The sequence below is a fragment of the Hypericibacter terrae genome, assembly GCF_008728855.1.
In the GTDB taxonomy this organism is placed as follows: domain Bacteria; phylum Pseudomonadota; class Alphaproteobacteria; order Dongiales; family Dongiaceae; genus Hypericibacter; species Hypericibacter terrae.
The window spans coordinates 3,900,177-3,924,590 of sequence record NZ_CP042906.1 but is presented as its reverse complement, the minus strand read 5'-3'; the positions used below and the strand labels follow the sequence as shown (position 1 = coordinate 3,924,590).

Below are 24,414 nucleotides of genomic sequence, written 5' to 3'. Positions count from 1 at the left end.
CCATGTCTTAAATGATCGTCCTTGTTTCGACGGTCGTCGGCACCCGGCGGATCAAACCGCCTGGCGCTCGCCTTCGTTGGCGGCGCGGCCGCCGGTCAGCAGGATGCCCTCTTCGCTGTACTGCTTGAGCTTGTTGCGCAGCGTGCGGATCGAGATGCCGAGGATGTTGGCGGCGTGGGTCCGGTTCCCGAGGCAGTGATTGAGCGTCTCGAGGATCAGGTCGCGCTCGACATCGGCGACGGTGCGGCCGACCAGGCCGGCGGTATCGGTCACCTGCGCCTTGGCGGTCTCGATCGCGGCGACCGCACGGGCCTCTGGCGTCGAGGGCGCGCCGCGCTGGCCCGTCAGCATGATCGCCTCGGGCCCCAGCTCGGAACCCTTGGACAGCAGTACCGCCCGATGCATCGTGTTCTCGAGCTCGCGGACATTGCCGCGCCAGGAATGGGCGACGAGGATGGCCTCGGCACCGGCCGAGAGGGTCGGCGGCTGGATGGCGTTGGCGGCGGCGTATTTCTTGATGAAATGCTCGGCCAGCGCCGGGATGTCCGCCGGCCGGTTGCGCAGCGATGGCAGCTCCAGGGTCACGACATTGAGGCGGAAATAGAGGTCCTCGCGGAAATTGCCGTTGCGGGTCTCGATCTCGAGGTCGCGGTTGGAGGTCGCGATCAGGCGGATATCGACCTTGATCGGCTGGGTGCCGCCGACGCGGTCGATCTCGCGTTCCTGGATGGCGCGCAGCAGCTTGGCCTGGAGGCGCGGATGCATCTCGCTGATTTCGTCGAGCAGCAGGGTGCCGCCATTGGCCTCCTCGAACTTGCCGACGCGCCGGGCGATGGCGCCGGTGAAGGCGCCCCGCTCGTGGCCGAACAGCTCGGATTCCAGCAGATGCTCGGGGATGGCCGCGCAATTGACCGAGATGAAGGGGCGGGTGGCGCGCTTGCTGTGGCTGTGGAGATAGCGCGCCATGACTTCCTTGCCGGTGCCGGATTCACCGGTGATCATCACCGAGGCATCGGAGGGCGCGATCTGGTCGGCGAGGCGCAGCACCTCGCGCATGACGGGATCGCGATAGATGAAGGCGCTGCTCTCCTCGGCGACGGCGGCGAGGATGGCGGCGATCAACTCGGCGTCGGGCGGCAGCGGCAGGTAATCCTTGGCGCCGGCCTTGATGGCCCGCACCGCCACGTCGGTCTCGGTGCCGATGCCGCAGGCGACGACAGGCAGGCTGATCCGCTCGGTCTTGAGCTGGGCGATCAGGCGGGCGATGTCGTGGCGCACGTCGCACAGCAGCAGATCCGCGCCCTGGCCGGCCCGCAGGGCCTCCATAGCGCCGTCGATATCGCCGACCTGCGCCACCTTGGCCCCGCGCGAGAGCGCGATCTTGCCGGCGGTGGCGATCGGGCCGTCGAGGGATCCGACGATCAAAAGGCGCATCTTTATCTACTCCCGTGGCAAAGGCGGTTGCGACCCCGAGCGGGATCTCAGCCGAAGAACCGGATTTGCTGCCAAGGCGGCAGCACGCTGTTGAGCAGGATCTCGAGGCGGCGAGGATTTTCCTGCCGCGCCATCGACACCGCCCCGATCAGGTAGATCTGGCGCAGCACCGCCTCGGCCGAGGCGTTGCGCTCGATCTTGGCCGCAAGCGGCCCGAAGACGATGTTGGCGAGCAACGCGCCGTAAAGGGTCGTGAGCAGGGCCAGCGCCATGGCGGGCCCGATCTTGGAGGGCTCGTCGAGGCTGCCCAGCATCTGGACCAGGCCGATCAGCGTGCCGATCAGGCCCATGGCCGGCGCCACTTCGGCGGCACGGCGCAGGATGCTGGCGCTGCGCTGCATCCGCTGCGCGCTCGCATCGGCGTCGGCGGCCATCACCGCCTCGATCTCATCCTGCGGGGCGGCATCGACCACGAGGCTCATGGCGCGATGGAGGAAGGGGTCGCTCTTGAATTGCGGGAGCTGGTCCTGGAGCGCGAGGGGCCCGTGGCGGCGGACCATGTCGGCCAGGGTCATCATGCCGCGCGCGGCGTCCATCGGCTCGGGCGTGGCGGTGGTCAGCGCGCCGACCATCGTCGGGTGGGCGCGGATCACCTCGCCGGCGGAGAAGGAGACGCAGGTCACGGCGAAGGTGCCGCCGACCACCATCAGGAAGGAGGGGAAATGGAAGAACGCCAAGGGCGATCCGCCGAGGGAAATGGCCAGCGCCACGAGCGCCACCGCCCCGATCAGGGCGATCGGCCCCAGCGGATCGGCCGCGGCTCCCGCCCGCACGGTGCGGGCGCTGTCGCGCAGGCGTCTGTTGCTTTCTGTCTCGACGGCCATCATTCCCCCTGATTTCAGGCGCGTTCGGATTTGATGATCTCGGTCATGGTCACGCCCAGCCGGTCTTCGAGGATCACGACCTCGCCGCGTGCGACCAGGCGGTTGTTGACATAGATGTCGATCGCCTCGCCGACCTTGCGGTCGAGCTCGACGACGGCGCCGCGGCCGAGCTTCAGCAGCTGGGCCACCTGCATGGTGGCCTTGCCGAGCACGGCAGAGACCTGCACCGGAATGTCATAGACCGCTTCGAGCTCGCGGGCGTTGGTAGGGGCGGGAGCGGGCTGCGGGGGGGCGACCGGCTCGCCGGTCCCTTCGCCGTTCAGCTCGTTCAGATTGAGGTTGTCATCGGCCATCGAGCACTCCTGTCGGATCGGCTGCAGTCATCAGTCTCACGCGGTCCGCGCCTCGGGCAACGCCTGGGCGTCGTCCGCGGCATGGCTGTCGGTTCGTCCGGCGCCCGCCGACAAGGCGGCCAGGCTGCGGGCAATACGCTGTTCGATTTCGACCCAGGTGCGCTGGGCCTGACGCTCGATGCCGCCATCGGCCCATTCGAGCCGGCAATCGCCGGGCCCGAGCCCCTCGTCGGCGATCAGCAGCAGGCGCCCGCCGAAGCCCGCCTGCTTCGCGATCTCGGCGATGCGCGGGCGAATCTCCTCGATCAGCGTGTCGGGCAGGCGCAGCACCACGCGCGGCTCTTCCTCGAGGTCGCGCAGGGTGGCGATCGCCATCTGCTCGATCTCGATCACGCTCTGCATCTGCTCCAGGGTGGGGTAGAGCTTGCGGACCATGCCCAGGGCCGCGGTCAGCGCCCAGCTCAGGGTCTGCTGCTCGATCCGCTCGCACATCGGGGCGAATCCCTGCAAAGCCTGCGCCACGGCCGGCAGCGTGCGTGCCGCCAGCTCCTCGCGCTCGGCGCGCGCCTCGGCGCGGCCGGCGGCGCGGCCCGCGGCATGGCCTTCCTCGCGCGCCTGGCGCAGATCGTCTTCGCCGAACTTGGGCGCGGGCGGCTTCTCCGGCTTCGCTTCCATGGGCGAATCGAAGGAGGTGTCGAACAGAAACTTGCCGGAAATCGCCATAACGTCCGTTCGTCAGTGGAAGCCCCGAATTCCGCCGCGGGCCGGACCGGCCCGAAGCGATCGGATCCTAGTAAATGAGCTCGTCTTCGCCCTTCTTGTCCGACAGGATGATCTCGCCCTTGGCCGAGAGATCCTTGGCGATCTGGACCATGGCCTGCTGCGCTTCGTCGACGTCGCGCAGGCGGACCGGCCCCATCGCCGCCATGTCCTCGCGCAGCATCTTTCCGGCGCGCTCGGACATGTTGGAGAAGAAGAGCTCGCGGAGATCCTCCGACGCGCCCTTGAGGGCGGTCCCGAGCTTGTCCTTCTCGACCGCGCGCAACAGCGTCTGGACGCCGCCGGGATCGAGGTTGCCGAGGTCCTCGAAGGTGAACATCAGGGCCTTGATGCGCTCGGCGGAGTCGCGGTTGCGCTCCTCGAGCGACGACATGAAGCGGCCCTCGGTGTTGCGGTCGAGGTTATTGAAGATCTCCGCCACCAACTCATGCGCGTCGCGCCGGTTGGTGCGGGCGAGGTTGGTCATGAATTCGTTGCGCAGCGTGCGCTCCACGTCGTCGAGCACGTCGCGCTGCACCGCCTCCATGCGCAGCATTCGCATGACCACTTCCATGGCGAAGGCTTCGGGCAGATGCGTCAGCACGCGCGCGGCGTGGTCCGGCTTGACCTTGGACAGCACGACCGTGACGGTCTGCGGATATTCGTTCTTGAGGTAGTTGGCGAGCACCACCTCGTTGACGTTGCCGAGTTTGTCCCACATGGTCCGACCCGCGGGACCGCGGATCTCGTCCATGATGGCGTTGACCTTGTCCTTGTCGAGCACCTTCATCAGCAGCCGCTCGGTGCTCTCGAAGGAGCCGTGCAGCGAGCCGGTCGAGGTCATGCGGTTGGCGAATTCGACGAACAGCTGCTCCACCACGGAGGAGTGGATCATGCCGAGGTTCGCCATGGTCTGCGAGACTTCCTTGATCTCGTCCTCGTCCATGAGCGCGAACAGCTGCTGAGCCCCTTCCTCGCCCACGGACAGCATCATGACCGCTGCCTTCTGAGCGCCGGTGAGACTGTCTAGCTTCGAAATTTCCGCCACGTCTTGTTACCTTCGATGGGCGCAGGTTGCGTTGCTCAAAAGCCGAATCAGGTATCCTGGTACATCCAGCCGCGCATGATGCCGACGGCTTCCTCGGGGTGCTTCGCGACGAGCTCGCTGATCTTCCTGATCGAGGAGGCGCGCACCTGGCCTTCGATCTGGCCGATGTCGATCATCCGCTCGATCTCGTCGCCGATATTCGGGCCCGCCGCCACCGCGGTGCTGCCGTCGGGCGAGGGCAGGGCCATCTGGCCGGCCGTCTGGTCGGTGATCTGGCCCGCGGCCGCGGGCTTCGGCGGCGAGAGCAGGCGATTGAGGAGCGGGCGCAGGCCGAACATGATCGCCAGCGCGCCCAGCAGGGCCAGCACCAGCATCTCGACGATCCGCACCAGGTCGGAGCGGCTGAAGCCCATGATCAGGCCGGCATTGGCGTCGCTGCCGATCTCGGTATTGTCGGCGAAGCGCATATTGACCACTTCGACCTTGTCGCCGCGCTTCTCGTCATAGCCGATGGCGCTCTTGACCAGCTTGCCGATCTGATCGAGCTCCTCGGCCGAGCGCGGGGCATAGGTGCTGGTGCCGTCCGCCGCCGTCGTATAGGTGCCGTCCACCAGCACCGCGACCGACAGCTTCTTGACCTGGCCGGTCTCCTGGATATGGACCTGGGTCTCCTTGGAGATCTCGTAATTGACGGTCTCTTCCGTGCGCTGCGAGCTGCTGGCGCTGGTCGCTCCGGACGGCGCGGCGCCGCCCGTCGGATTGGGCAGGTTGTTGGCGACCGTCACCTGGTCGCTGGGTTGCGCATCTTGAGAGTTGTTCTTCTCCTCGACGGTCTGGGTCGAGCGCACCACCTGACCGTCCGGATTGTAGGTCTCGGAGTTCGTGGTCACCCGGTCAAAGTCGAGATCGGCCGTGACCTCGGCGCGGATCTTGCCGTAACCCAGCGTGCGCTGAAGCAGTTCCTCGATGCTGCGGCGGATCTTGTTCTCGTAGCCGAGGCGCATCTCTTCCGACGAGCCCGAAAGTCCGGAATCGTCGCCGTCGCCCGAGCCCGCCGCCAGCAGCGTCCCGGTCGAATCCACGATCGAGACGGCGTTGGGCTTGAGGCCCGGGACCGCGGCCGCGACCAGATGCTCGATGGCGGAGACCTGCTGCTTGTCGAGGACGGCGCCGCCCGCCATCGTGAGGATGATCGAGGCCGACGGGGTGGGTTGTTCCTTGGCGAAGAGCTGGCGTTCCGGAATCACGAGATGGACGCGGACATTCTTGACCAGGTCGATGGTCTTGATGGTGCGTGCCAGCTCGCCTTCCATGGCGCGCAGCTTGTTGACCTGCTGCTCGAAGCTGGTGGTTCCCAGCGGCTGCTGCTGGTCGAAGATCTCGTAGCCGATCGAGCCGCCGCCGGGCAGGCCTTCCTGCGCCATGTTCATGCGGAGCTTGAGCGCCTGGTCGGCGGGCACGCGAATGGAGGTGCCGTCGGCGCCGATCTGGTAGGGCACGCCCATCTGATCGAGTTTCTCGACGATGTGGCTGCTGTCGGCCGGGTCGAGATCGCCATAGAGCAGCGCCATGTCGGGCGTCGACATGCGCATGCCGATAAAGGCGAAGAACGCCAGCAGCAGCAGGGCAATGCCGCCAAGCGCACCGAGCTTGACAGGCCCGAGCTTGCGCAGGGTCTCCATCATGACGCCCTCGCGGTCTGACGATCGGGAGCGTGGCAAATCAGACAGAATTTCAGGGACATTCGCGCCGTGATGCGTGGGGCCTATCGATCGTCCCGACGCTAGGCGCGCGAAGTGAAAAAGCTATTAACCGGCGGCAGTTTTTGCCGGGTGATCCGGCAAGTTCTGCCGGCCCGGTGATTCATTCGTTGTTAGCGTTCTGCGGGCTTTCCGTTCCCGGCCTGTGGATAACAGGCCGATCACGGATAGCGGGCAGGCTCGCGATAATCCTGGAGCCGCGTGACCCTCAGTCCCTTGATGCCATGGGCGTCGATCTGGCGCTGCCAGCTCAGGAACTCCTCGACGGAAAGCTGATAGCGCTCGCAAGCCTCCTCGAGGGTGAGAAGGCCCGCGCGCACGCCGGTGACGACCTCGGCCTTCCGCCGGATGACCCAGCGCTTGGTGCCGGGAGGCGGAAGATCGTCGAGCGACAGCGGCAGCCCGTCGGGGCCGATGATCCGATGCGTCCTACCTGGGCGATCGAGCGTCATAGTGTTTCGCTCCGTCTTGGACCGATGGTTGCGGTCGTCAATGTCCGCGACCTGTCCAGAGCGTAACGCCAACCGCTTTAAGGAAGACCTAAATCGCACAGTTAAACAGAGCTGTATCCAGGCACTCCGGCCGTCACACACCCTGCCCGGGTGGTGACGGCCGGCGCTTTTGTCAATGTTTCGTCAATGGCTGTTAACGGCTTGCGCTATTAACGCCGGATCTGCAGGAGCTCGCTCAGCATGTCGTCGGCCGTCGTGATGACCTTGGCGGAGGCCGAGTAGGCGCGCTGCGTGATGATCATGTTGGTGAACTCCTCGGCCAGGTCGACCGTCGAGGATTCCAACGAGGAGGGCGAGACTTTGCCCGCGCCCGCCGTATTAGCCTCGAGCAGCACCGGATCGCCGGAGTAGGTCGTGGTCTGGTAGGCGTTGCCGTTCTGCGCGGCGAGGCCGTTCGGGTTGCGGAAGGTCGCTACCGGCAGCTTGAAGATGTCGCGCTGCTCGCCATTGTCGAACAGGGCCGTCACGATGCCGTCCTCGTTGATCGAGATGCCGGTGAAGGAGCCATAGGTCAGGCCGTCCTGGGCATTCACCTTCGCCGCATATTCGCCGGCGAACTGGGTCACGCCGTCGGGCATGCCCGGCGTGCCGAGATCCAGCGTGACCTGCTGGCGATCCTGCGTCGAGTTGGTGAGCGGATCGTTGTCGTAGTCGACCAGGAAGTTCAGGTGATTGTTGGTGTCGACCGTGGCATAGGGCGCCGTCGGGACGATGCCGCCCAGCGTGCCGTCGGCATTGAAGGTCACGGTCGCCAGCGGCACGCCGTTGGTGGCGTTGTTCTGGAAATTGACCGTGGTGAAAGCCGCACCCAGATTGGTCGCGAGGGTGGTGCGGTCGCCGGCCACGTCGAGGTCGTAGGTCGAGGCACCGTTCAGATCGAGGGTGAAGCTGCCGCCGGCACCGTCGGTGAAGGTCAGGGAGTCCGTGTTGGTCAGATCGTTGCCGGCCACGGTCGGTACCGTGGCCGTGAAGGCCGTAGCGCCGATATTGACCGTAATCGTGGTGCTGTTCGGCGGCGCGCCGCCGGGCGCATTGACCGTGAAGGGACCGACCAGGCCGCTGATGTTGCCGGTTGCGGAGGTGAGACCGAAGTTGGATGTGTCCGACAGGGTCGCCGTCGGGAAGTAGTTGGTGGTGGATGTGGCGAAGGTCGCGGCGCCGGTATCGTCCGAGGCGTAGTTGCCGCCGCCTGCCAGGCTGCCCAGCAGCGACCAGGTATTGGCACCGGTCTTGGCCCAGGTCATGTTCATGACCTGCGTCGTGCCCTGCTTGTCATAGAGCTGCACCGAGGTGTCGTGCGTCGTGCCGGTGACGTCGTTGGCCGGCAAGTTCAGGGCCCACTGGATGTTCGAGGTCGGGCGCGCGGTGCCGGTCAGGTTCGAGACGTTCACCGTCTCGAGGCTCTGCAGCAGGTTCGTGTTCGGCGGCAGGTTGCCCTGGTTGTCCAGGCGCCAGCCCTGCAGGAAGTACCCGTTCTGGGTCAGGTTGCCGTTCGAGTCCGTGGTGAAGTGGCCGGCGCGCGTGTACATGTAGTTGTTGCCGACGCCCGGATTGGCCGCGTCGTTCACGACGAAGAAGCCGTTGCCGACCAGCGCCACGTCGGTCGGCGAGGACGAGCCCTGCAGCAGGCCCTGTCGGTCGATCATCTGGAACGGGGTGGAACGCACGCCGCCGGGCGAATAGGTCGAACGCGACGCGGCTTCGGTCACCAGGGTCTGGAACTGGGCCTTGGTGCCCTTGTAGCCGACGGTGTTCACGTTCGAGATGTTGTCCGAGATCATGCCCAGCGCCTGGCTCTGCGCCGCGAGGCCGGAAACGCCGGAAAACATTGCGCCGTAAATGCTCATTTTTTTCTCCTAGAGTCTTCTTCTGAAGGCGTGAGGGGGTAAGGCAATCAGGTGGAGCTGCCGCTGGCCGTTGGCGAACGCACCGATCCGACCTTGCTCAAAGGCACGTCCAGGTCCCCGATCGAAAGATGGAATTCGCCGTCGATGCGCTGGACGGCGTCGACCTTGCCGCGCGTGCCCGTGGTCACCGCGAGCTGCACGTTCTTGTCGTCGACCGCCTGGACCGAGATGTCATAGACGCCGTCATCGAGCTGGTTGCCGTTCTGGTCCTTGCCGTCCCAGGTCAGGTCATGCGTGCCGGTCTTCGTGTCGCTGAGAGGAATGGTCCGCACGGTCTGGCCGTCGGCATCTTTGATGACCAGTGTCGCGGTCTCGGCATCGCTCGAGAGGTCGTAGGAAATCTGCGCCGATCCATCCTGCAGCATGACCTGGTCGCTCTGCGCCTCGATCACATTGTTGAGGAAGCTGAGCGCCGCCATGGCCTGGTTGTCGGACTGCACGCCCAGGAGCGAATCCAGCTTCTGGTTGGTCTCGATCTGCTGCTCGACGCTGGTGAACTCGACCAGCTGCTGGGTGAACTGGTTGGTGTCGAGCGGCGACAGGGGATCCTGATACTGGAGCTGCTTGGTCAGCAGCGTCAGGAAGTTGTCGAAATTGTTGGAGAAGGACGACAGGGCATTGGTGCCCCCATTGGAGCTGGTGCCCGTGTTCGTTCCGACGCCGTTGACGGTGGTCATCTTGCCTTGCTCCCTTTATACGGCGATGTTCACGCGGCCGTCGGCGGCGGCGCGGATCGCATCGGCTGTGCTGGCAATGCGGTAGGTCGGGCGGTAGCTGCGTTCGGCCTCGTCCGCGACGGGGGTCGCGGCCTGCCAGGCGGCCGGGCCCGGATTGTTCTGCTGATTCTGATACTGCTGGCGCTGGTCGCCCTGCAGATTGAAGCTGAGCGAGCTGCCGTCGGTCTTGAAGCCGGCATCCTGGAGCGCGCGCTCGAGGCCGCCGGCGTCGCGGCGCAGCAGTTCGAGCGTCTGCGGCCGGTCGGCGGCGATGACGGTGTTGATCGTGCCCGAGCGGTCGAAGTCGAGCTTGATCTCGATGCGGCCGAGGTCGTGCGGCACGATTTGGATGGTGATGTGGTCGCGCCCGTTGGCGACCGCGCGCTGGATCTGCAGCGGCAGCTGGTCGTCCTGGGTCAGGAACTGGCTGAGCTTGTCGGCGGGCACCTGGATGACGGTGCGGCCGGCCGTATGCGCACGCGGATCGACGGCGGCCGTATTCGTGGTCGCGTTGCTGTTGCTGGCGCTGTCGGCTGTGTCGTTGGTGCCGGCGGCCTTGTTGCTGTCGTCGGGCGCCGCCTTGTCGCTGCGATCGTCGCTCGCGGTGGCGGCCGGCGCCGGCTCGGGTTTGGGCCCGGCCTTCTTGTCGTTATCCACGGCCGCGACCGCCGGGGTCGCGTCGCGCGCGTCCGGCTTCTTGGTCTGGGGTGGCGCAACCTCGACCTTCTGGAACGGGCTGGCGGCGGGATCGGGCGTCTTGGCGGGCGGCGCTTCGCCATCCGGCAGGGCCGTCGCGGCCGAGGTCTTGCTGTCGGTCGTCGCGCCGTCGACGTCGCTGGACGGGGTGCCATCCTCCGACGGCTTGTCGCTGTCGGGCTTGGGTTCGAGGCTGATGAAACTGCCGGCCGCGACGGCCGGATGGGCCGGCGAGGTGGGCGGCGTCGGCTTGTTGTCCGTAGGCGCGACCGGCGCGGTCGTGGCGGAGGGGTCGAGGCCCAGCGTGCCGTCCTGGATCAGCGGCATCTGGCTGGGGCCGGTCGGGGCGGCGGGGGGCGCCACGTCGGATCTGGACGTCGTCGCCTGCCCCATACCGTCCTGGGTGAAAGCGGGCTTGCCGTTGTCGGCGCCGAACTTGGCGGCCGCGCGGGCACGCAGTTCGGCGAGGATGGCGTCGAGATCGGCGGGAGACACGGTCTGGCCCGGCGCCGTCTGATCGCCCGCTTGGTGGGGGGCGGTCGCATCGGCCGCGCCGCCGGCATCGGCCGTGTTGTCGCCGCCGGTCAGTGCCGAGACATCGCCGTTCTTGGCATGGGCGAGCGCCTGCGCCAACAAGGCCAGCTTGTTGCGGTCGTTGAGCTGGGAGAGATCGAGACCGTTGGCCGAGGCGATGGCGGTCAGCGGATCCGATCCGCTGTCGCCGATCAGGTTTTGATCGCTGGTCGAGCCATTGGCCATCGTGGGATTGAACAGGGCGAGGAGACCCTGCAGGCCGGCCGCGGCGTTGGTGGCGCCATCGCCCGTCTGCTCGGTTTCCTTGCCATTGCCGACCTGGCGTCCGACCAGGGCGAGCAGGGCGGCGAACAAGCCGCCGCCCTTTCCCACTTGACCCGCAGCCTTGCCGAAAAGGCCCTGGGCGGTGCCGGTCGCACCATTATCGGTCTGTATCGCTTCCATGGAGACGTCGCCTTCCTGGCGCCGTTGATCGGGGATTGGAGATCAGACGGCGGCGCGCAGCTCGGCGGTCGACATCGAAACGAGGCCGGTCATCCCGGCGAGCTCGTTCCAGGAGTCGCGCAGCGGCTCCAGCATGTTCACCATCCGCTCGGCCGTCTCGGTGTCGTTATAGACATTGACGCGCGGCAGCTGGGCCATGATGTGGGCATAGATCGAGCCGAGATTGGCGGCGACTTCGCCGCCCTGCGCGGCATCGAGCGTCACATAGAGGAAGCCGACGATCTCCATCGCCGCGGTGACGGCGTTGCAGCGACCCTCGATATCCCCCGAAGCGGCCGCCATGCCGGCGATGCGGATGGCCGCGATGGCTTCGTCATAGAGCATGACGATGCGGCGGGCGGGTTCGGCTTCGATCAGGCTGTCGATGTCGCAGTGGCGAATGATGGTCATGACGGTCGTCCTTTTTCTTTTTGTTCTGGCTGTCGTAACGGGTTTGCGGGATCGGCCGGCCGTTACTGGAACAGCTTGAGCAGGTCCTGCGGCATCTGGTTGGCCTGCGCCAACATCGCCACACCGGCCTGCACCAGGATCTGTTTCGAGGTGAAGGTCGTCATTTCCGACGCGATATCGAGGTCGAGGAGGTTGGATCGGGCCGCTTCGGTGTTCTCCACCGCCGAGGAGATGTTGGCGGCAGCGAATTCGAGGCGGTTCTGATAGGCACCGACCGCGGCGCGCGACGTATTAAGGATGTCGATCGCGTTGCCAAGAAGGTCCGAAGCCGCATCCGACGTGGTCACGGTCGTGATATCCGTGCCGTTGATGCCTAGATTGGCCCCGCTGATGCCGTCGATCGCGACGTTGATGACGTCCTTGGTCTGATCCGTACCGGTGCCCACCTTGAAGCTGAAGGTGGCTGAGCTGGAGCCCGCGAACTGCAGGCCGTTGGCGGTGCCCGCGGCGACCGTGGTGGCCGACTGGAAGGCGGTGTTGAGCGAGAGCACCAGGTCGCCGGTGTTCGTGCCGGTGGGGAGCAGCTTGACGCCGGCGCCGGTGATCATATTGCCGGTCGCGTCGAGTGCACTGGCCGCGATCGCACCTGTGTAGCTGCTGGTGCCATCCGACAGCGTAAAGGTGGCGTTGCCTGAGCTGTAGCTCAGCGTGTAGTTATCGGCGGACGCGGTCGAGAGACCATGGCCGGTTATGCTCGACACGCCATCAGCGGGAGAGAAGGCGCCGCTGGTGTTGAGGGCGGCGCCGCCCGTCGTCAGCGAACCGTTGACCAGCTGGTTGCCGTTGAACTCGGTCGAAGCCGCGATGCGGTTCACTTCGGCCAGCAGCAGCTGGTACTCGGTGTTGAGCATGCTGCGTTCCGTGTTCGAGAGCTGGCCCGAACCGGCCTGGACCGACAGCGTCTTCATGCGCACCAGCACGTCGTTGATGCGGGCCATGGCGCCATCGGCGACCTGGAGCATCGAGACGCCCTGTCCGGCATTGACGCTGGCCTGGCGCAGACCCTGCACCTGGCTGTTGAGGCGCGAGCCGATCGCCATCGAGGCGGCGTCGTCCTTGGCGGACACGACGCGGCTGCCCGAGGAGAGTTTCGCCAGCGACGAGGTCGCGTCCATATCGGACTTCTGCAAATTGCGGTGCGCGACGTTGGCGGCGTAGTTGGAAATAGCGTTGAGAGCCATCTTTCGTCTCCTGAACTTCAGGTGCCTGCCGTGCCCTTTTCGGGGCCCATGTCACGGCGTCGGCGTGTCCTAAAACCCGATGCGGCGCTGCCGCCCCTTCCTTGTCGGTGGCGAACCGTCCCTTGGGATGGACGACGCGCGCGACGGGTCTTTCAGAGGGAGATAAGGCAAGCGGCGGGCCAACTGCCGGGCCAAGCTTTAACTGATTGAAAAATCTGCGATATTTTTCGATGGTTGGCGGGCCGACCGAAGATCGATCCAAACCGAGGCAAGTTTTTCAGGGCGATGTCGGCAGTTTCTGCCGTGGGACCGGCCGCTTCCTGCCGGGGTGGGCCCTCGAAATCCCTGCCAAGCCAGGATCAGCCGGGGACCAGATCCCGGGCCGAGGCTCAATCAGCAATTGCCCTGCCAATATGGTGAAGGAGTGAGGGGGTAGATCGTTTGGGTGGCGGCATGGGGTGCCGTCATCGATCCTGCGCGCCTCGTCACTCGGGCACGCCATCGTCACCGCCACACCGCATGGCTGCTCCGCGCTCCATTGTCACCCCCGCGAAAGCGGGGGCCCATGCCGATCCAGCGGTGTCGGTTGAGAGTTGGGTCCCCGCTTTCGCGGGGATGACCATGTGGGGAACGCGAAAAGCCGCCGCTCCTGCAGGGCAGGGCGGGCCTTCTCAAAGGCGGGAGTCAGAACGTCAGGAGAAGGAGGGGCTGTACCCTCAGGCCGAGACCGTCATGCGGCGGTCGGGACCGGCGTTGTCGCTCGGATTCGGGCGCTGGGCCGCGGCGGCCTGGGCCTCGCGCTGGACCAGCTCGTGCCAGGAGCGGCGGAGCGGCTCGAGCAGCGTCGCCACCTCGCGCGCGGGGGCGGGATCGTTCTTGAGATCGACCTGGGTCAGGCGGTTCAGCATGAAGCTGTAGAGCTTCTCGAGGTTGGCCGCGATCTCGCCGCCCTTTTCGAGGTCGAGCGTGCGCCACAGGGTCTCGATGATGTTGGTGGCGCGCTGATTGGCGTTCCAGCGGCCCTGGATGTCGCCGCGCTCGATGGCCTGGACCGCTTCGCCGAGGGAGCCGATCGCGCGGTCGATGAGCATGGCCACCCGCTTGGCGGGCGAGGCCGCCGAAAGCTCACGAGCGAGATAAGCCGTCGTGCCGTTCATGGTTTAAGAGCGCCTTTGCCTCGAACGCGTTCTATCGGGACGAACTATAGAGTCGATCCCTTAACGGGGCGTCACTCCCGCGTTTAGTTGTTCTTCTGCGACCAGGCGTCGGTGGTCTGCTTGATGCTGTCCAGGATGCTCTGCATCTGGGCGAGCTGCGTTTCCATGTTGGTGAACTTCTCCGTCAGCAGCGTCTTCTGATAGTCGATGCTGGCGAGCATGGAATCGACCCGTGTCTGGGTCTGCGTATTCTGGTCGGTCAGCGCGTCGACCTCGCTCTGGATCGAGCCGCTGCTCGCATCGAGCGCCGACTGCAGGTCGAAGAACATCTGTGTGGCTGCGCCGACCGTGAAGTTGATCGACACGTTCGAAAGGTCGCCTGTGCCCGAATAAAACAGCTTCAGGCCGTTGGCACCGGTGGCGTTTGTGGCCGTGATGGTGTTACCGCTGAAGGTGGTCGAGCCGGCGACGCCGTTGATGTCGGCGCCGGTGAGGTTGGTGCCGTCGTCGGTCAGGTTCAGCGTGTAGCCGGTCTGGCTGTAGGCCGTCGCGCCGTTGAAGTCGAGCAGCGAGACGCGCGGATCCGACGAGGAGAAGTCGAAGGCGAACATCCGGCGGACATCCTCGGGATTCGCGGTCAGCATCGAATCGAGCTTGGTCTCGTCGAGCTTCAGCGTGTCCTTGTCGAGCGGGTCCGTCACGGTGTTGTTGTCGACGAAATCGATGCCGATCTGCGCGATGACGGAGAACGCCTTGCTCACGCCCTGGGTACCGTTGCCGATCACGGAGCTCAACGCCTGCGCGATCGAGGACAGGGTGCGCGATCCGTAGAGCGGGCCGGCGTCGGCGCTCTTGGCGCCGGTGCTGCTGTCGGTCTGATTCTGCTCGTTCACGAAATGGCGAACGGCATTGTAGGCAGTGACGAAGGATTCGATCTGCGTCTTGACCGCGCTCAGGTCGCGATCGATATCGAGCTTGACGGTCGTGCCGGGCTCGGCGCCGTAGAGGCTCAGCGTCACGCCGTTGAAGAGGTCGCTGATGGTGTTGCTGCTGCGTTCGATCAGCAGGTTTTCCTTGGCCGGCGCGGTCGCCGTCAGGAAATTGCCGGTGTCGCCGCCGAACGCGATCGAGGCACCGTCGGTCTTGACGATCTGCAACTTGTAGCCGCCGTCCGACTGGACGACGCTGGCCGTCACGCCCAGGCCGCCGGCGGTGATGTTGCTCGCCAGGGTTTGCAGGCTGTCGGTGTCGCTGTAGCTCACCGTCTGGATCACGGCGCCGCTGGCGTCGCGGATCTCGAAGCTATGGCTGCCGGCCGAGACGCCGCCCGAAGCCAGGGTCGCGGTCGGGCCGGAAAACGCCTTGGTGTCCCATTTCGAGGAATCGAGCAGGCCGTCGGCATAGAACAGGGCGGTCTGCGGCGCCTGCAGCTGGTTCGACAGCGTCGTGCCGCCGTCGTTCGAGATGCCGAGGCCGGAGAGCACGCCGCCGGTCTCGTTGCTGAAATGGATGGTCTGGCCGGTCTGATCGGCGGTCAGGACCAGATAGTTCTGGCCGGTGCCGACCGAGACGATGCTGGCGGAAACGCCCGTCGCCGAGGAGCCGGTGTTGGCCGCGTTGATCCGGTCGCGCAGATCCTGCAGCGTGTCGGTCGCGGAGATCGTGAACGTCTTGCTGGGGCCGCTGCCGACCTGCATATCGAAGCTGCCAGCGAGGCCAAGGGCCGTTGCGGTGCTGCTGACCGCCTTGGTGCCGAGCTTGTGCGAGGTGGCGGTGCGCTGCACCTCGATCGTATGGCTGCCGAGGGTGGCGGCGTTGGTGACCGTCACGCCGACCAGGTTGGAGGCGCTCGACGGAGCCTGGCCGTCGGCGCGCGTGGTCGAGGCGAACACGTCCTTCGCCTGGAACACGTTGGTCGAGCCGTCGACCGACACGGCGCCGCGCAGCTTCGAGAGCGCGTCCTGGAGGGTCTGCAGCAGCGACTTCAGGTCGTTATAGGCGGTGATCTTTTTCGTGTTGTCGGTGATCGTGGTCTTCAGATTGTCGACCGGAACGGTCTTGGCGGTGATGATGCCGTTGATGATCGACTGGTAGTCGAGTCCGGAAGAGAGCCCGGAGAAGGTGACCTTCCCGGTGGTGCTGTCGACACCGACATTGCTGAGATTGATTCCGGACGTGGTCGTCATGGTCAGGCCTCCGCCTTCATCAGCTTGCCCAGCAACTCGCGCGAGATCGCATAGAGCTTGAGCTGGGCCTCGGTCGGATATTCGGCGACCATCTTGCCGTTATTGCGGTCGACGATCCGCGCCACGTAACGCTGGGCCGCGCGATCGACGCTGAGTTCCGCCCGGGTCAGGGGCAGCTTGGGCATTTCCATCGCCGGCGCCGTCGAGACGGCATCGGTCAGATCGCGCTCGGCAACCGCCTGGCGCTGAGCGGTGAGAGCCTCGGAACTGGCCGCGCCCCCGCTCGGGAGGGACGACGGATCGTTGCTTTGCGCCGGGGCCGGGAGGGGAGAGATTCCGCGGATTTCCATGACACGTTGCCTCGATCTAGGATCCTTGCGGCCGGCGCGGCCGGAGGGAACGCCCCTCCGGCCTTGCCTGTCGCAATTACTGGAACAGTTTCAGCAGGTTCTGGGGCATCTGGTTGGCCTGGGCCAACATCGACACACCGGCCTGAGTCAGGATCTGCTTCGACGTGAAGGTCGTCATTTCCTGGGCGATATCCAGGTCGAGCAGGTTCGAACGAGCCGCTTCCGAGTTTTCGATCGCCGAGGCCAGGTTGGCCGAAGCGAACTCGAGACGGTTCTGATAGGCACCGACCTTCGAACGCGCGGTGTTCAGCGTGTCGATGGCGGCGCTGATCAGGTCCGATGCAGCGTCGGCGGTCGAGGTGGTCGTGATGTCCGTGCCGGCCAGAGCGAGGTTGGCGGCATTGATGCCGTCGACCGACACCGTGATCACGTCCTTGGTCGCATCCGTGCCCGCGCCGACCTTGTAAGAGAAGGAGGTCGTGCTCGAGCCCGTGAAGTGGATACCACCATTGGTCGCAGCAGCCGCCACGCTCGTACCCGCCGCGAAGGACGTGTTGAGCGAGATGACCGCATCGCCGGCGGCGGAGGTGCCGACAGCCGTCAGCTTCACGGCCGCACCGGTGGCCATCCCACCCGAGCTGTTGATGGCGCTCGAGGCGATCGAACCAGTGTAGCTGTTGGTGCCGTCATCCAGCGTGAAGGTGTTACCCGTCGTGCTGTAGGACAGCGTGTAATTGTCGGTCGCGGAAGTCGACAATCCATGCGCGGTGAAACCGGAAACACCGTCGGCAACGGCAAAAGCGCCGCCGCTGACAGCCGCACCGGCCGTCGTGAGCGAGCCGTTCACAAGCTGCTGACCGTTGAAGTCGGTCGCCGCCGCAATACGGGTCACTTCCGACACCAGAGACTGGTACTCGGTGTCGAGCATGCCACGTTCCGTCGCGGAGAGCTGACCCGAACCGGCCTGGACCGACAGGGTCTTCATACGCACCAGAACGTCGTTGACGCGAGCCATGGCGCCGTCTGCGATCTGCAGCATCGACACGCCCTGGCCGGCGTTCACGCTGGCCTGCTTCAGAGCATTGACGGTGCTGTTCAAACGCGCACCGATCGCCATCGCGGCGGCATCGTCCTTGGCCGACACAACGCGGCTGCCCGAAGACAGCTTGGCCAGAGACGAGGTCGCAGCCGCATCCGACGTCATCAAATTGCGATGAGCGACGTTCGCGGCGTAGTTCGAGATAACGTTCATAGACATCTGGAGATCTCCTACATGGATGAGTTGCGCCGTAGCTTCCTGCCACGGCACCAGAGTCCTGTCCCTGCATGGGAAGGGACTCCGGCGGGAAAGACGCAGCAAGTGAGATGCCAATCTGCCCGAGGACGCCTTATCAGCGGGTTAACTCGGGTAAACGAAGCGCCTTGCGGCAAAATCTGCCGGGTGGCGGCAGAAAGGACCCGGCAGGATTTGCCGGGTTCGGCAAAAGCTGCCGATACGTCCGCCGGTCGGCTTCATCGTCGACGCCAGGCGTTAAAGCCTCCTCAACCTTACTCGACGCAATATCCTTCGGGAATCAGGAGGGATTTTCGAGCATGGCTTTCGGCGCGCAAACGTCATTCGAGAACAAGGGACGAGGGCCCATTGGTCGAGGCACCCACGCCGTCCCTCCCGCCCAACGCGCGCTTTCGCCTGCGGCCATCGCCAGACTTCAGGACGCTGTCTCCAAACACCAGGCCGGCGATCTCGATGGCGCTGCAGAGCTCTATCAGGCGGTACTGAAGGAGCGGCCGAATCAACCGGACGCTCTTCACCTGTTCGGTGTGATCCATCATCAGCGCGGCGACAGCCAGGCTGGCGTCAGACTCATCCGCAAGGCCCTCAAGTTCGATCCCGGCAATGTCAAGGCGCTCATCAATCTCGGCGCGGCCTTGACCGCCGTGGGGAGCTACGATGAGGCCGCGCAGGCGCTGGAGCAAGCCGCCAGCAAGCTGCCCGACAGTGCCGAAGCCCATGGCAATCTGGCGGCGGTCCGCGAGAATCAAGGGCGTAGCAAGGAAGCCGCGGAGCATTATCGCACCGCTGCGGAACGCAATCCCGCCAATGTGAAATACTTCAAGCGATGGGCCGAGATGGCTTTCGCCGCCGAGGACTGGACCGGGGCCGTCGCCGCTTTCGGCCGCTATCTTGCGATGGTTCCGCAGGATTCCGCCGCCCGCAACGATATGGGGCTGGCGCAGCAGCGGGCCGACCGTTCCGATGAGGCAATCGCGACGCTGCAGCAATCCCTGTCGGAACTGCCCGACAATGCGATGGTGCATGCCAATCTCGCCAATGCTCTTGCGCAGTCAGGCCATCTGGCGACGGCGGAGCGCCATTTCCGGCGCTCGGCAGAGCTGGCGCCAGACGACTGGAAAATGCAGGTCAATCTGGCGAATTTTCTTTGGGAGACGGCTCGCATCGAGGAGGCCAACGCGCTCGCCGAGACGATCATCGCCGGCCGGCCCGACGATGCCATCCTGATCGAGAAGATCGCGACTCGGATGACGAGCGTCCGGCATTATGCGCGCGCCGAGGAACTGCTCCTGGGAGCCCTGAAGGGCAATCCAGACGTGGCGGCGCTCCACAATGCGCTCGGCAACGTCCACGCCCTGCGTTTCGAGTATGGTACCGCGGTCGCGCATTACACCAAGGCGACCGAGCTCGATCCCAATCACCTGCTCGCCCATCTCAATCTGTGCATGACGCTGTTGAAGATGCATCGGTTCGACGAGGCCGCCATCCGCACCTATGGCCTGCGGATGCAGCCCGACTATGGCAAGCATGAATCGGCGACCCTGAGCCGCATCATCCAGATACTGAAGATCGTCGCGGACTTCGACGGCATCGAGTCATTGGGCGACTATTGGACGCCGTTGGAAAGGGCGGCGCTGGAGCACCAGACGCCGGCCCTGCTGACCATGATGGCTCTGGCCGAAGATGACGGACAGGTCGAGCGGATGGTGCGGTCCGTCCGGCGGATCGGTGCCGACCTGGAGGCGAAAGTGGCCTGGAAGGCCGATGCCGCGCCACATGTCACGAAGCCGCATGATCGCATTAGGATCGGCCTCGTGTCGGCGGATTTCCGCAACCATTCCGCCGCGCGTTGCATTCTGCCCCTGTTGCAGAACTACGACCGCAATCGGTTCGATATCCGCTGTTACTCCGTCGTCTCGACGACGCAAGATAAGATACAACAGCAGATCATGGCGCTGGCGGACGGGTTCATCGAAATAGACGCGATGGACGATCCGACGGCGTCCGACCGGATCCGCTCGGATGAAATGGATGTGCTGTTCGACCTGTCGGGCTGGACCGCCCATTCGCGTCTGCCGCTCTTCGCCTACAAGCCGGCGCCTTATCAGATCTCCTGGCTTGGCTGGCCTTTCACCGCCGGCCTGGCTTCGATCGGGCATTTCCTGGTCGATCGCTTCAATTTGCCGGCGCGCGACGGGCTTCTGGTTGAAAAACCCTTGGTGGTCGATGGCGCCTGGGTCTGCTTCGAAGGTTCGACGCAGGTGCCCATCGGTGAGTCGCCCTTCAAGCGAAACGGCCATATAACCTTCGGAACGCTCAACAACACCTATAAGATCTCACCCAAGCAGGTGGCCCTTTGGGCGCGCATCATGGCCGCTGTGCCCGGCTCCCGTTTCCTACTGGCACGCGCCGAGGCGCGCTCGCTGATGTTCTGCCGGAATCTGATGGTCGAGTTCGCCAAGTACGGGATCGGGGAGGATCGGCTCGAGCTTATCGGCCAGAATCCCGGCGTAACCCATTTCGAGTTCTACAATCACTTCGACATCTCGCTCGACACCTATCCGGTGGTAGGTGGCGTCACGACCATGGACAGCCTCCTGATGGGCGTCCCGGTGGTGGCCATGTATGGTGCGGCCTTCCATCAGCGGGTCGGCCACAGCATCCTCAATCATTGCGGGCTCGGCGAGTTCAGCGTGCCGACGCCCGAAGCCTTCGTCGAGACCGCCTGCCGCCTCGCCGCCGACACCGATCGGCTGGCCGAGATGCGCGCCGAGCTGCGCGCGCAGGTCCTGGCCTCGCCCTTGTTCGACGGACCCGGCTTCGCCAAGCATTTTGGTGCGGCAATGATGCGGCTCGTCGGCGCTCCAAACTGAACCCCGCAAGCGAGAACGGGAGAGGCCCACCCATGAGCACGGATCCGGTTGAACGGCTGATCGACGCCTTGGGCGCGATCGGCAAAGACGAAGAGCTGCGCGTGCGTTTTGTCCAGCTGTTGCGGCAGGCCGAGGTGCGCCTGGCGCGGCCTGGGCTCGATGTGCGCGACGAGGTGACAGGGCCGATCGTCGACGCGCTCCATCAATGCCTCGGGCCGATGCATAAGCGGCTCGCTTCGGGCGTCGATTTCCACTTCCATTACCGCTCCCGCATCGCCCGCGAGTTCGTGCTGGCGCAGGACGCGCAACCCGACCATGTCTGGGAGCCGCAGGCGACGCGCCTGCTGCTGCAGCTGGGCCGCGCCGCGCACAATGTGCTGATCGGCGGCGCCAAGGGCGGCGACCAGGCCGTGCCGCTGGCGCGCGAGATCCGCGGCTTCGGCGTGGTCCATTGCTTCGAGCCCGATCCCGAGCAGATGACGATGTTGCGCCACAACGCGGCGGTCAACGGGCTCGACAATCTGCGCTTCAACCGCCTCGGCCTCTGGGGCAAGGATCAGGCCAATCTGCGCCTGCTGCGCGAGAAGGGCGTGACGCGGCTCGAGCCCGCCGCACCGGGCAGCGAGGACGCGTTCGCCTCGGCCACCATCGTCACCTATGCCGGCGCGCAGCGCATCGACAAGCTCGAGCTGATCAAGCTCGACATCGCCGGTGCCGAGCTCACCACCCTCATCAGCGCCGAGCGCTTCCTGTCCCAGCCCAAGGGCAAGGCGCCCAATCTCGTCTTCAAGGTGCACCGCCATCACACCGACTGGTCGCGCGGCCTCGACAATACCGAGATCTGCCGCTACCTCTCGGGCTTCGGCTATCACCTCTTCGCGGTGCGCGACTATGAGTCGAACGTGCCGATGAGCCGCCAGGCGATCGAGCTGATCCGCCCCGAGGAGACCTATCTCGACGGTCCCCCGCATGGCTTCAACATGCTGGCGGTGAAGGACGAGGCGATCATGGCCAACCCCCTGTTCCGCTTCGTCTCCGGCGTCAGCCCGCGGCTGCTGAAGCACAGCGACCCGAGGCTGCATCAACCGCTCGCGGGCGCGGCGTGACGCCGATGTGCCCGACGCCATGACCGGCAAGCTTTCCGTCGCTCCGGAATCGCCATCCGATGCGCTGGCCGTCGCGCCGTCGGCCTGGATCAGTCCGGATGCACGCATCTTCCCCTCGGTACGGGGAACGCGGATCGCGATCGGTGCCGACTCCAGGCTGTTCGAATTCGCCGTGATCCGCGCGGTGGGCGGCAGCGGCGATGTCGTCATCGGCGAACGCTGCATGATCAATCCCCATTGCGTGCTCTATAGCGGCAGCGGCATCGAGATCGGCGACGATGTCGCGCTGGCGCCGGGCGTGCAGATCGTTCCGGCCAACCATGCCTATCATCGTCGCGACATTCCTATAGCTCAGCAGGGCTTCCTGCCCTCCAAGGGCGGAGTGAAGATCGGCGACGATGTCTGGATCGGTGCCAACGCCGTCCTGCTCGACGGCGCGGTGATCGGCAAGGGCGCCGTCATCGCCGCCGGCGCCGTGGTGAGCGGCAAGGTGCCGCCCTATGAGATCTGGGGTGGTGTCCCGGCGAAGAAGATCGGGCTTCGGAGCGAGGAGACGCGGCAGGACTGCGCGCCGTAACGGCGTTTCGCTCCGTCAGCGCTGTGCCAGCATCGAGCTTGGGCGCGGCGTACCTCGGAATCAGCGCGGCTGCGGCGCCTGGGCGGTGAGGCCGCCATCGGCGGTGAAGAGCTGGCCGGTGACGAAAGCCGCCTCGTCGGAGGCGAGCCAGAGCGCGAGGTTGGCGATGTCCTCCGGCCGGCCGGTGCGGCCGGCGGGGTGGATCTGGGCGATGCGCGCCCGGGCCGCCGCGGGATCGGGCAGGCTCCGGTAATAGGCCTCCAGCATGTCGGTCTCGATCCAGCCGGGGCAGATCGCGTTGCAGCGGATCCCGTCGCGCCCGTGATCGACCGCGACCGCGCGGCTCAGCGCATGGACGCCGCCTTTCGAGGCGCAATAGGCGGCGAGATTGGGATCGGCCACGAAGCCGTCATAGGAGCCGATATTGACGATCGACCCGCCGCCGCGCCGGCGCATCGCCGGGATCGCGGCGCGGCTGCAGAGGAACACCGATTTGAGATTGACCGCCATGACGCGGTCCCATTCTTCCTCGGAGGTGTGCTCGATCGTGCGCTCGAGCTGAAGGCCCGCATTGTTGACGAGGATATCGACGCCGCCGGCGCGCTCGGCCGTGGCGAAGAGGTCTTCGACGTCCACGGCCTTCGAGACGTCGGCCTGCAGCCACTGCAGTTGCGGGGTCCTGGGCCAGGACGTCTCCGGCTCGCTGCGCGCGGCGGTGACGACCGTGGCGCCCTCCGCCAGAAACCGCGCCACGATCGCCCGCCCGATCCCCCGCGACCCGCCGGTGATGATCGCGATCTTGTTTTTCAGGCGTGACACAGCTCGGAACTCCCATTGCCAGTCTTCTCTGCGCCACAGTCGCGGGGAGAGGCACCGCCATCGTCACCCCCGCGAAAGCGGGGGCCCATGTCTCAACTCAACGCGTTGGATCAAGATGGGTCCCCGCTTTCGCGGGGATGACAATCTGAGCGTCACCCGATATCCCCCAGCGCGCGCAGCACCTTCACTTGGAAGTCGTGCACCGCATGCTCGCTGATCTCCGAGCGTTCGGCGTCGACGACGAAGCGGCCCTGGCGGTATCCCAGGCTGTGCTGGCCCTGCTGCACGCTCTCGCAGATGGGGATGTCCTCGAGCCGCACGCCATGGACGAAGTCGATGACTTCCTGCTCCTCGCGCGTCGGCGGATCGTTGGGGAAGTACCATTCGACCTTCTGGATCGTCTGCTCGGGACCGACGGGCACGTGATGGAACACCGTCAGATTGCCGCCCGGATAGACCTCGATGCACCAGTTGGGCCAGAGCAGCCAGCTGCCGAACTCGTTCTGCTTGGCCGCCTGCTCGGTTCGGGTGCCATAACCCTGGTTGGGACCCTTGTCGCGACTGCGATGGCTGTGGTGATGCTCGTGGGTCGTCACGCGATAGGAGGGATAATCGAGCGCACCCTCGACCAGCGTTTTGTGCGAGATCGGGCAATGGAAGCATTCGGAGAAGTTCTCGACCGAGTTCTTCCAATTGGCCTGCAGCGGATAGTCGCGCCGATAGACGCATTTGAGGTCGGCGGCCTGGGGCGAGAAGCTGGCCAGCTCGGCCGCCAGCCCGCCCGCCACCTTGGCGAAGGGCTCCGCCTGGCCGTCGAGATTGACGAAGAGGAAGCCCAGGAAGGAATCGAGCCGCACCGGCTCCAGCGAGAATTGCGTCTTGTCGAAGTCGGCCATCTTCTCGCTGCCGCGGGCATTGCGCAGCATGCCGGCGAGGTCATAGGCCCAGGCATGATAGGGGCAGGTGATGACCGCGGCATTGAGCCGGCCCTCGCCTTCGAGCAGGCGATGGGCGCGATGCTGGCAGACATTGAAGAAGGCCCGGATCTGGCCCTCGCGGTCCTTGAGCAGCAGCACGCTCTGGCCGGCGATCTCGCGCACGATATAGCTGCCGGGGTTGGGCAGCATCGAGCGGTGGCCGACATATTGCCAGGTGCGGTGGAAGATCGCCCGCTTCTCGCGCTCCCAGATGCCGGGGTCATAGTAGTAGCGGCCCGGCATGCTGCGCGAGCGCAGCGGGTCGCGGTCGAAATGCTGCAGCGAGGCCGGCATCGTCGCCGGCTCTGCGCTATCGCGTGGGATCATGGGTCACCTC

At 65.5% G+C, this 24,414-nt stretch carries 21 protein-coding genes; 3 read left to right on the top strand and 18 right to left on the bottom strand.

The genetic code is table 11. The features are described from left to right. Positions 1-51: 51 nt before the first annotated feature. From flbD to FRZ44_RS17800, 16 genes are all read right to left on the bottom strand, one after another. On the bottom strand, positions 52-1,434 hold the full coding sequence (gene flbD, locus FRZ44_RS17875; RefSeq protein WP_151178463.1) for a sigma-54-dependent transcriptional regulator FlbD: 1,383 nt from the start codon (positions 1,432-1,434) through the stop codon (positions 52-54). 47 nt (positions 1,435-1,481) lie between these two features. Next, entirely contained in the window at positions 1,482-2,318 is an 837-nt protein-coding gene (locus FRZ44_RS17870; protein WP_151178462.1) for a motility protein A, read from the bottom strand. Between the two features lie 14 nt (positions 2,319-2,332). Continuing rightward, positions 2,333-2,671: a flagellar motor switch protein FliN gene (gene fliN, locus FRZ44_RS17865; RefSeq protein ID WP_151178461.1), complete on the bottom strand. Its 339-nt coding sequence runs from the start codon at positions 2,669-2,671 to the stop codon at positions 2,333-2,335. 36 nt (positions 2,672-2,707) lie between these two features. Next, positions 2,708-3,394, bottom strand: a complete 687-nt coding sequence (locus FRZ44_RS17860) for a FliH/SctL family protein (RefSeq protein ID WP_151178460.1) — start codon at positions 3,392-3,394, stop codon at positions 2,708-2,710. A 67-nt stretch (positions 3,395-3,461) separates the two neighbouring features. Next, entirely contained in the window at positions 3,462-4,478 is a 1,017-nt protein-coding gene (fliG, locus tag FRZ44_RS17855) for a flagellar motor switch protein FliG (protein WP_151178459.1), read from the bottom strand. 47 nt (positions 4,479-4,525) lie between these two features. Beyond that, the gene (gene fliF, locus FRZ44_RS17850) at positions 4,526-6,163 is read right to left on the bottom strand and encodes a flagellar basal-body MS-ring/collar protein FliF (protein ID WP_225308321.1); all 1,638 of its coding nucleotides are present in this window, start codon (positions 6,161-6,163) and stop codon (positions 4,526-4,528) included. Between the two features lie 236 nt (positions 6,164-6,399). After that, entirely contained in the window at positions 6,400-6,690 is a 291-nt protein-coding gene (gene sciP, locus FRZ44_RS17845; protein ID WP_151178458.1) for a CtrA inhibitor SciP, read from the bottom strand. A 209-nt stretch (positions 6,691-6,899) separates the two neighbouring features. Continuing rightward, the gene (locus tag FRZ44_RS17840; protein ID WP_151178457.1) at positions 6,900-8,597 is read right to left on the bottom strand and encodes a flagellar hook protein FlgE; all 1,698 of its coding nucleotides are present in this window, start codon (positions 8,595-8,597) and stop codon (positions 6,900-6,902) included. 47 nt (positions 8,598-8,644) lie between these two features. Beyond that, positions 8,645-9,334 carry a flagellar hook assembly protein FlgD gene (locus FRZ44_RS17835; RefSeq protein ID WP_151178456.1) on the bottom strand — a complete coding sequence of 230 codons (690 nt, stop codon included), beginning with the start codon at positions 9,332-9,334 and terminating at the stop codon, positions 8,645-8,647. A 15-nt stretch (positions 9,335-9,349) separates the two neighbouring features. Further along, entirely contained in the window at positions 9,350-11,047 is a 1,698-nt protein-coding gene (locus FRZ44_RS17830) for a flagellar hook-length control protein FliK (RefSeq protein ID WP_151178455.1), read from the bottom strand. Positions 11,048-11,089: 42 nt separating this feature from the next. Next, positions 11,090-11,497 carry a flagellar export chaperone FliS gene (gene fliS / locus FRZ44_RS17825; protein ID WP_151178454.1) on the bottom strand — a complete coding sequence of 136 codons (408 nt, stop codon included), beginning with the start codon at positions 11,495-11,497 and terminating at the stop codon, positions 11,090-11,092. Positions 11,498-11,559: 62 nt separating this feature from the next. Beyond that, on the bottom strand, positions 11,560-12,738 hold the full coding sequence (locus tag FRZ44_RS17820) for a flagellin N-terminal helical domain-containing protein (RefSeq protein ID WP_151178453.1): 1,179 nt from the start codon (positions 12,736-12,738) through the stop codon (positions 11,560-11,562). A 716-nt stretch (positions 12,739-13,454) separates the two neighbouring features. Continuing rightward, the gene (fliS, locus tag FRZ44_RS17815; protein WP_151178452.1) at positions 13,455-13,895 is read right to left on the bottom strand and encodes a flagellar export chaperone FliS; all 441 of its coding nucleotides are present in this window, start codon (positions 13,893-13,895) and stop codon (positions 13,455-13,457) included. Positions 13,896-13,978: 83 nt separating this feature from the next. Continuing rightward, a complete protein-coding gene (gene fliD, locus FRZ44_RS17810; protein WP_151178451.1) occupies positions 13,979-16,081 on the bottom strand; it encodes a flagellar filament capping protein FliD in 2,103 nt (700 codons plus the stop codon). A gap of 2 nt (positions 16,082-16,083) precedes the next feature. Further along, positions 16,084-16,431 carry a flagellar protein FlaG gene (locus FRZ44_RS17805; RefSeq protein ID WP_151178450.1) on the bottom strand — a complete coding sequence of 116 codons (348 nt, stop codon included), beginning with the start codon at positions 16,429-16,431 and terminating at the stop codon, positions 16,084-16,086. Positions 16,432-16,507: 76 nt separating this feature from the next. Continuing rightward, positions 16,508-17,689, bottom strand: coding sequence for a flagellin N-terminal helical domain-containing protein (locus FRZ44_RS17800; protein ID WP_151178449.1), 1,182 nt, complete (start codon positions 17,687-17,689; stop codon positions 16,508-16,510). 335 nt (positions 17,690-18,024) lie between these two features. On the opposite strand from FRZ44_RS17800, the gene FRZ44_RS17795 reads away from it, so the two are divergent. The 3 genes from FRZ44_RS17795 to FRZ44_RS17785 are packed head-to-tail and all read left to right on the top strand — an operon-like array spanning position 18,025 to position 22,281. Continuing rightward, positions 18,025-20,598: an O-linked N-acetylglucosamine transferase family protein gene (locus FRZ44_RS17795; RefSeq protein ID WP_191908159.1), complete on the top strand. Its 2,574-nt coding sequence runs from the start codon at positions 18,025-18,027 to the stop codon at positions 20,596-20,598. Between the two features lie 32 nt (positions 20,599-20,630). Beyond that, positions 20,631-21,704 carry an FkbM family methyltransferase gene (locus FRZ44_RS17790; RefSeq protein WP_151178447.1) on the top strand — a complete coding sequence of 358 codons (1,074 nt, stop codon included), beginning with the start codon at positions 20,631-20,633 and terminating at the stop codon, positions 21,702-21,704. Between the two features lie 19 nt (positions 21,705-21,723). Further along, the gene (locus FRZ44_RS17785; RefSeq protein WP_151178446.1) at positions 21,724-22,281 is read left to right on the top strand and encodes an acyltransferase; all 558 of its coding nucleotides are present in this window, start codon (positions 21,724-21,726) and stop codon (positions 22,279-22,281) included. Positions 22,282-22,341: 60 nt separating this feature from the next. On the opposite strand, the gene FRZ44_RS17780 is transcribed toward FRZ44_RS17785, so the two are convergent. Both FRZ44_RS17780 and FRZ44_RS17775 read right to left on the bottom strand, forming a co-directional pair. After that, a complete protein-coding gene (locus FRZ44_RS17780) occupies positions 22,342-23,100 on the bottom strand; it encodes an SDR family NAD(P)-dependent oxidoreductase (RefSeq protein WP_151178445.1) in 759 nt (252 codons plus the stop codon). A gap of 152 nt (positions 23,101-23,252) precedes the next feature. After that, positions 23,253-24,404, bottom strand: a complete 1,152-nt coding sequence (locus tag FRZ44_RS17775) for an aromatic ring-hydroxylating oxygenase subunit alpha (protein ID WP_225308320.1) — start codon at positions 24,402-24,404, stop codon at positions 23,253-23,255. Positions 24,405-24,414 lie beyond the last annotated feature (10 nt).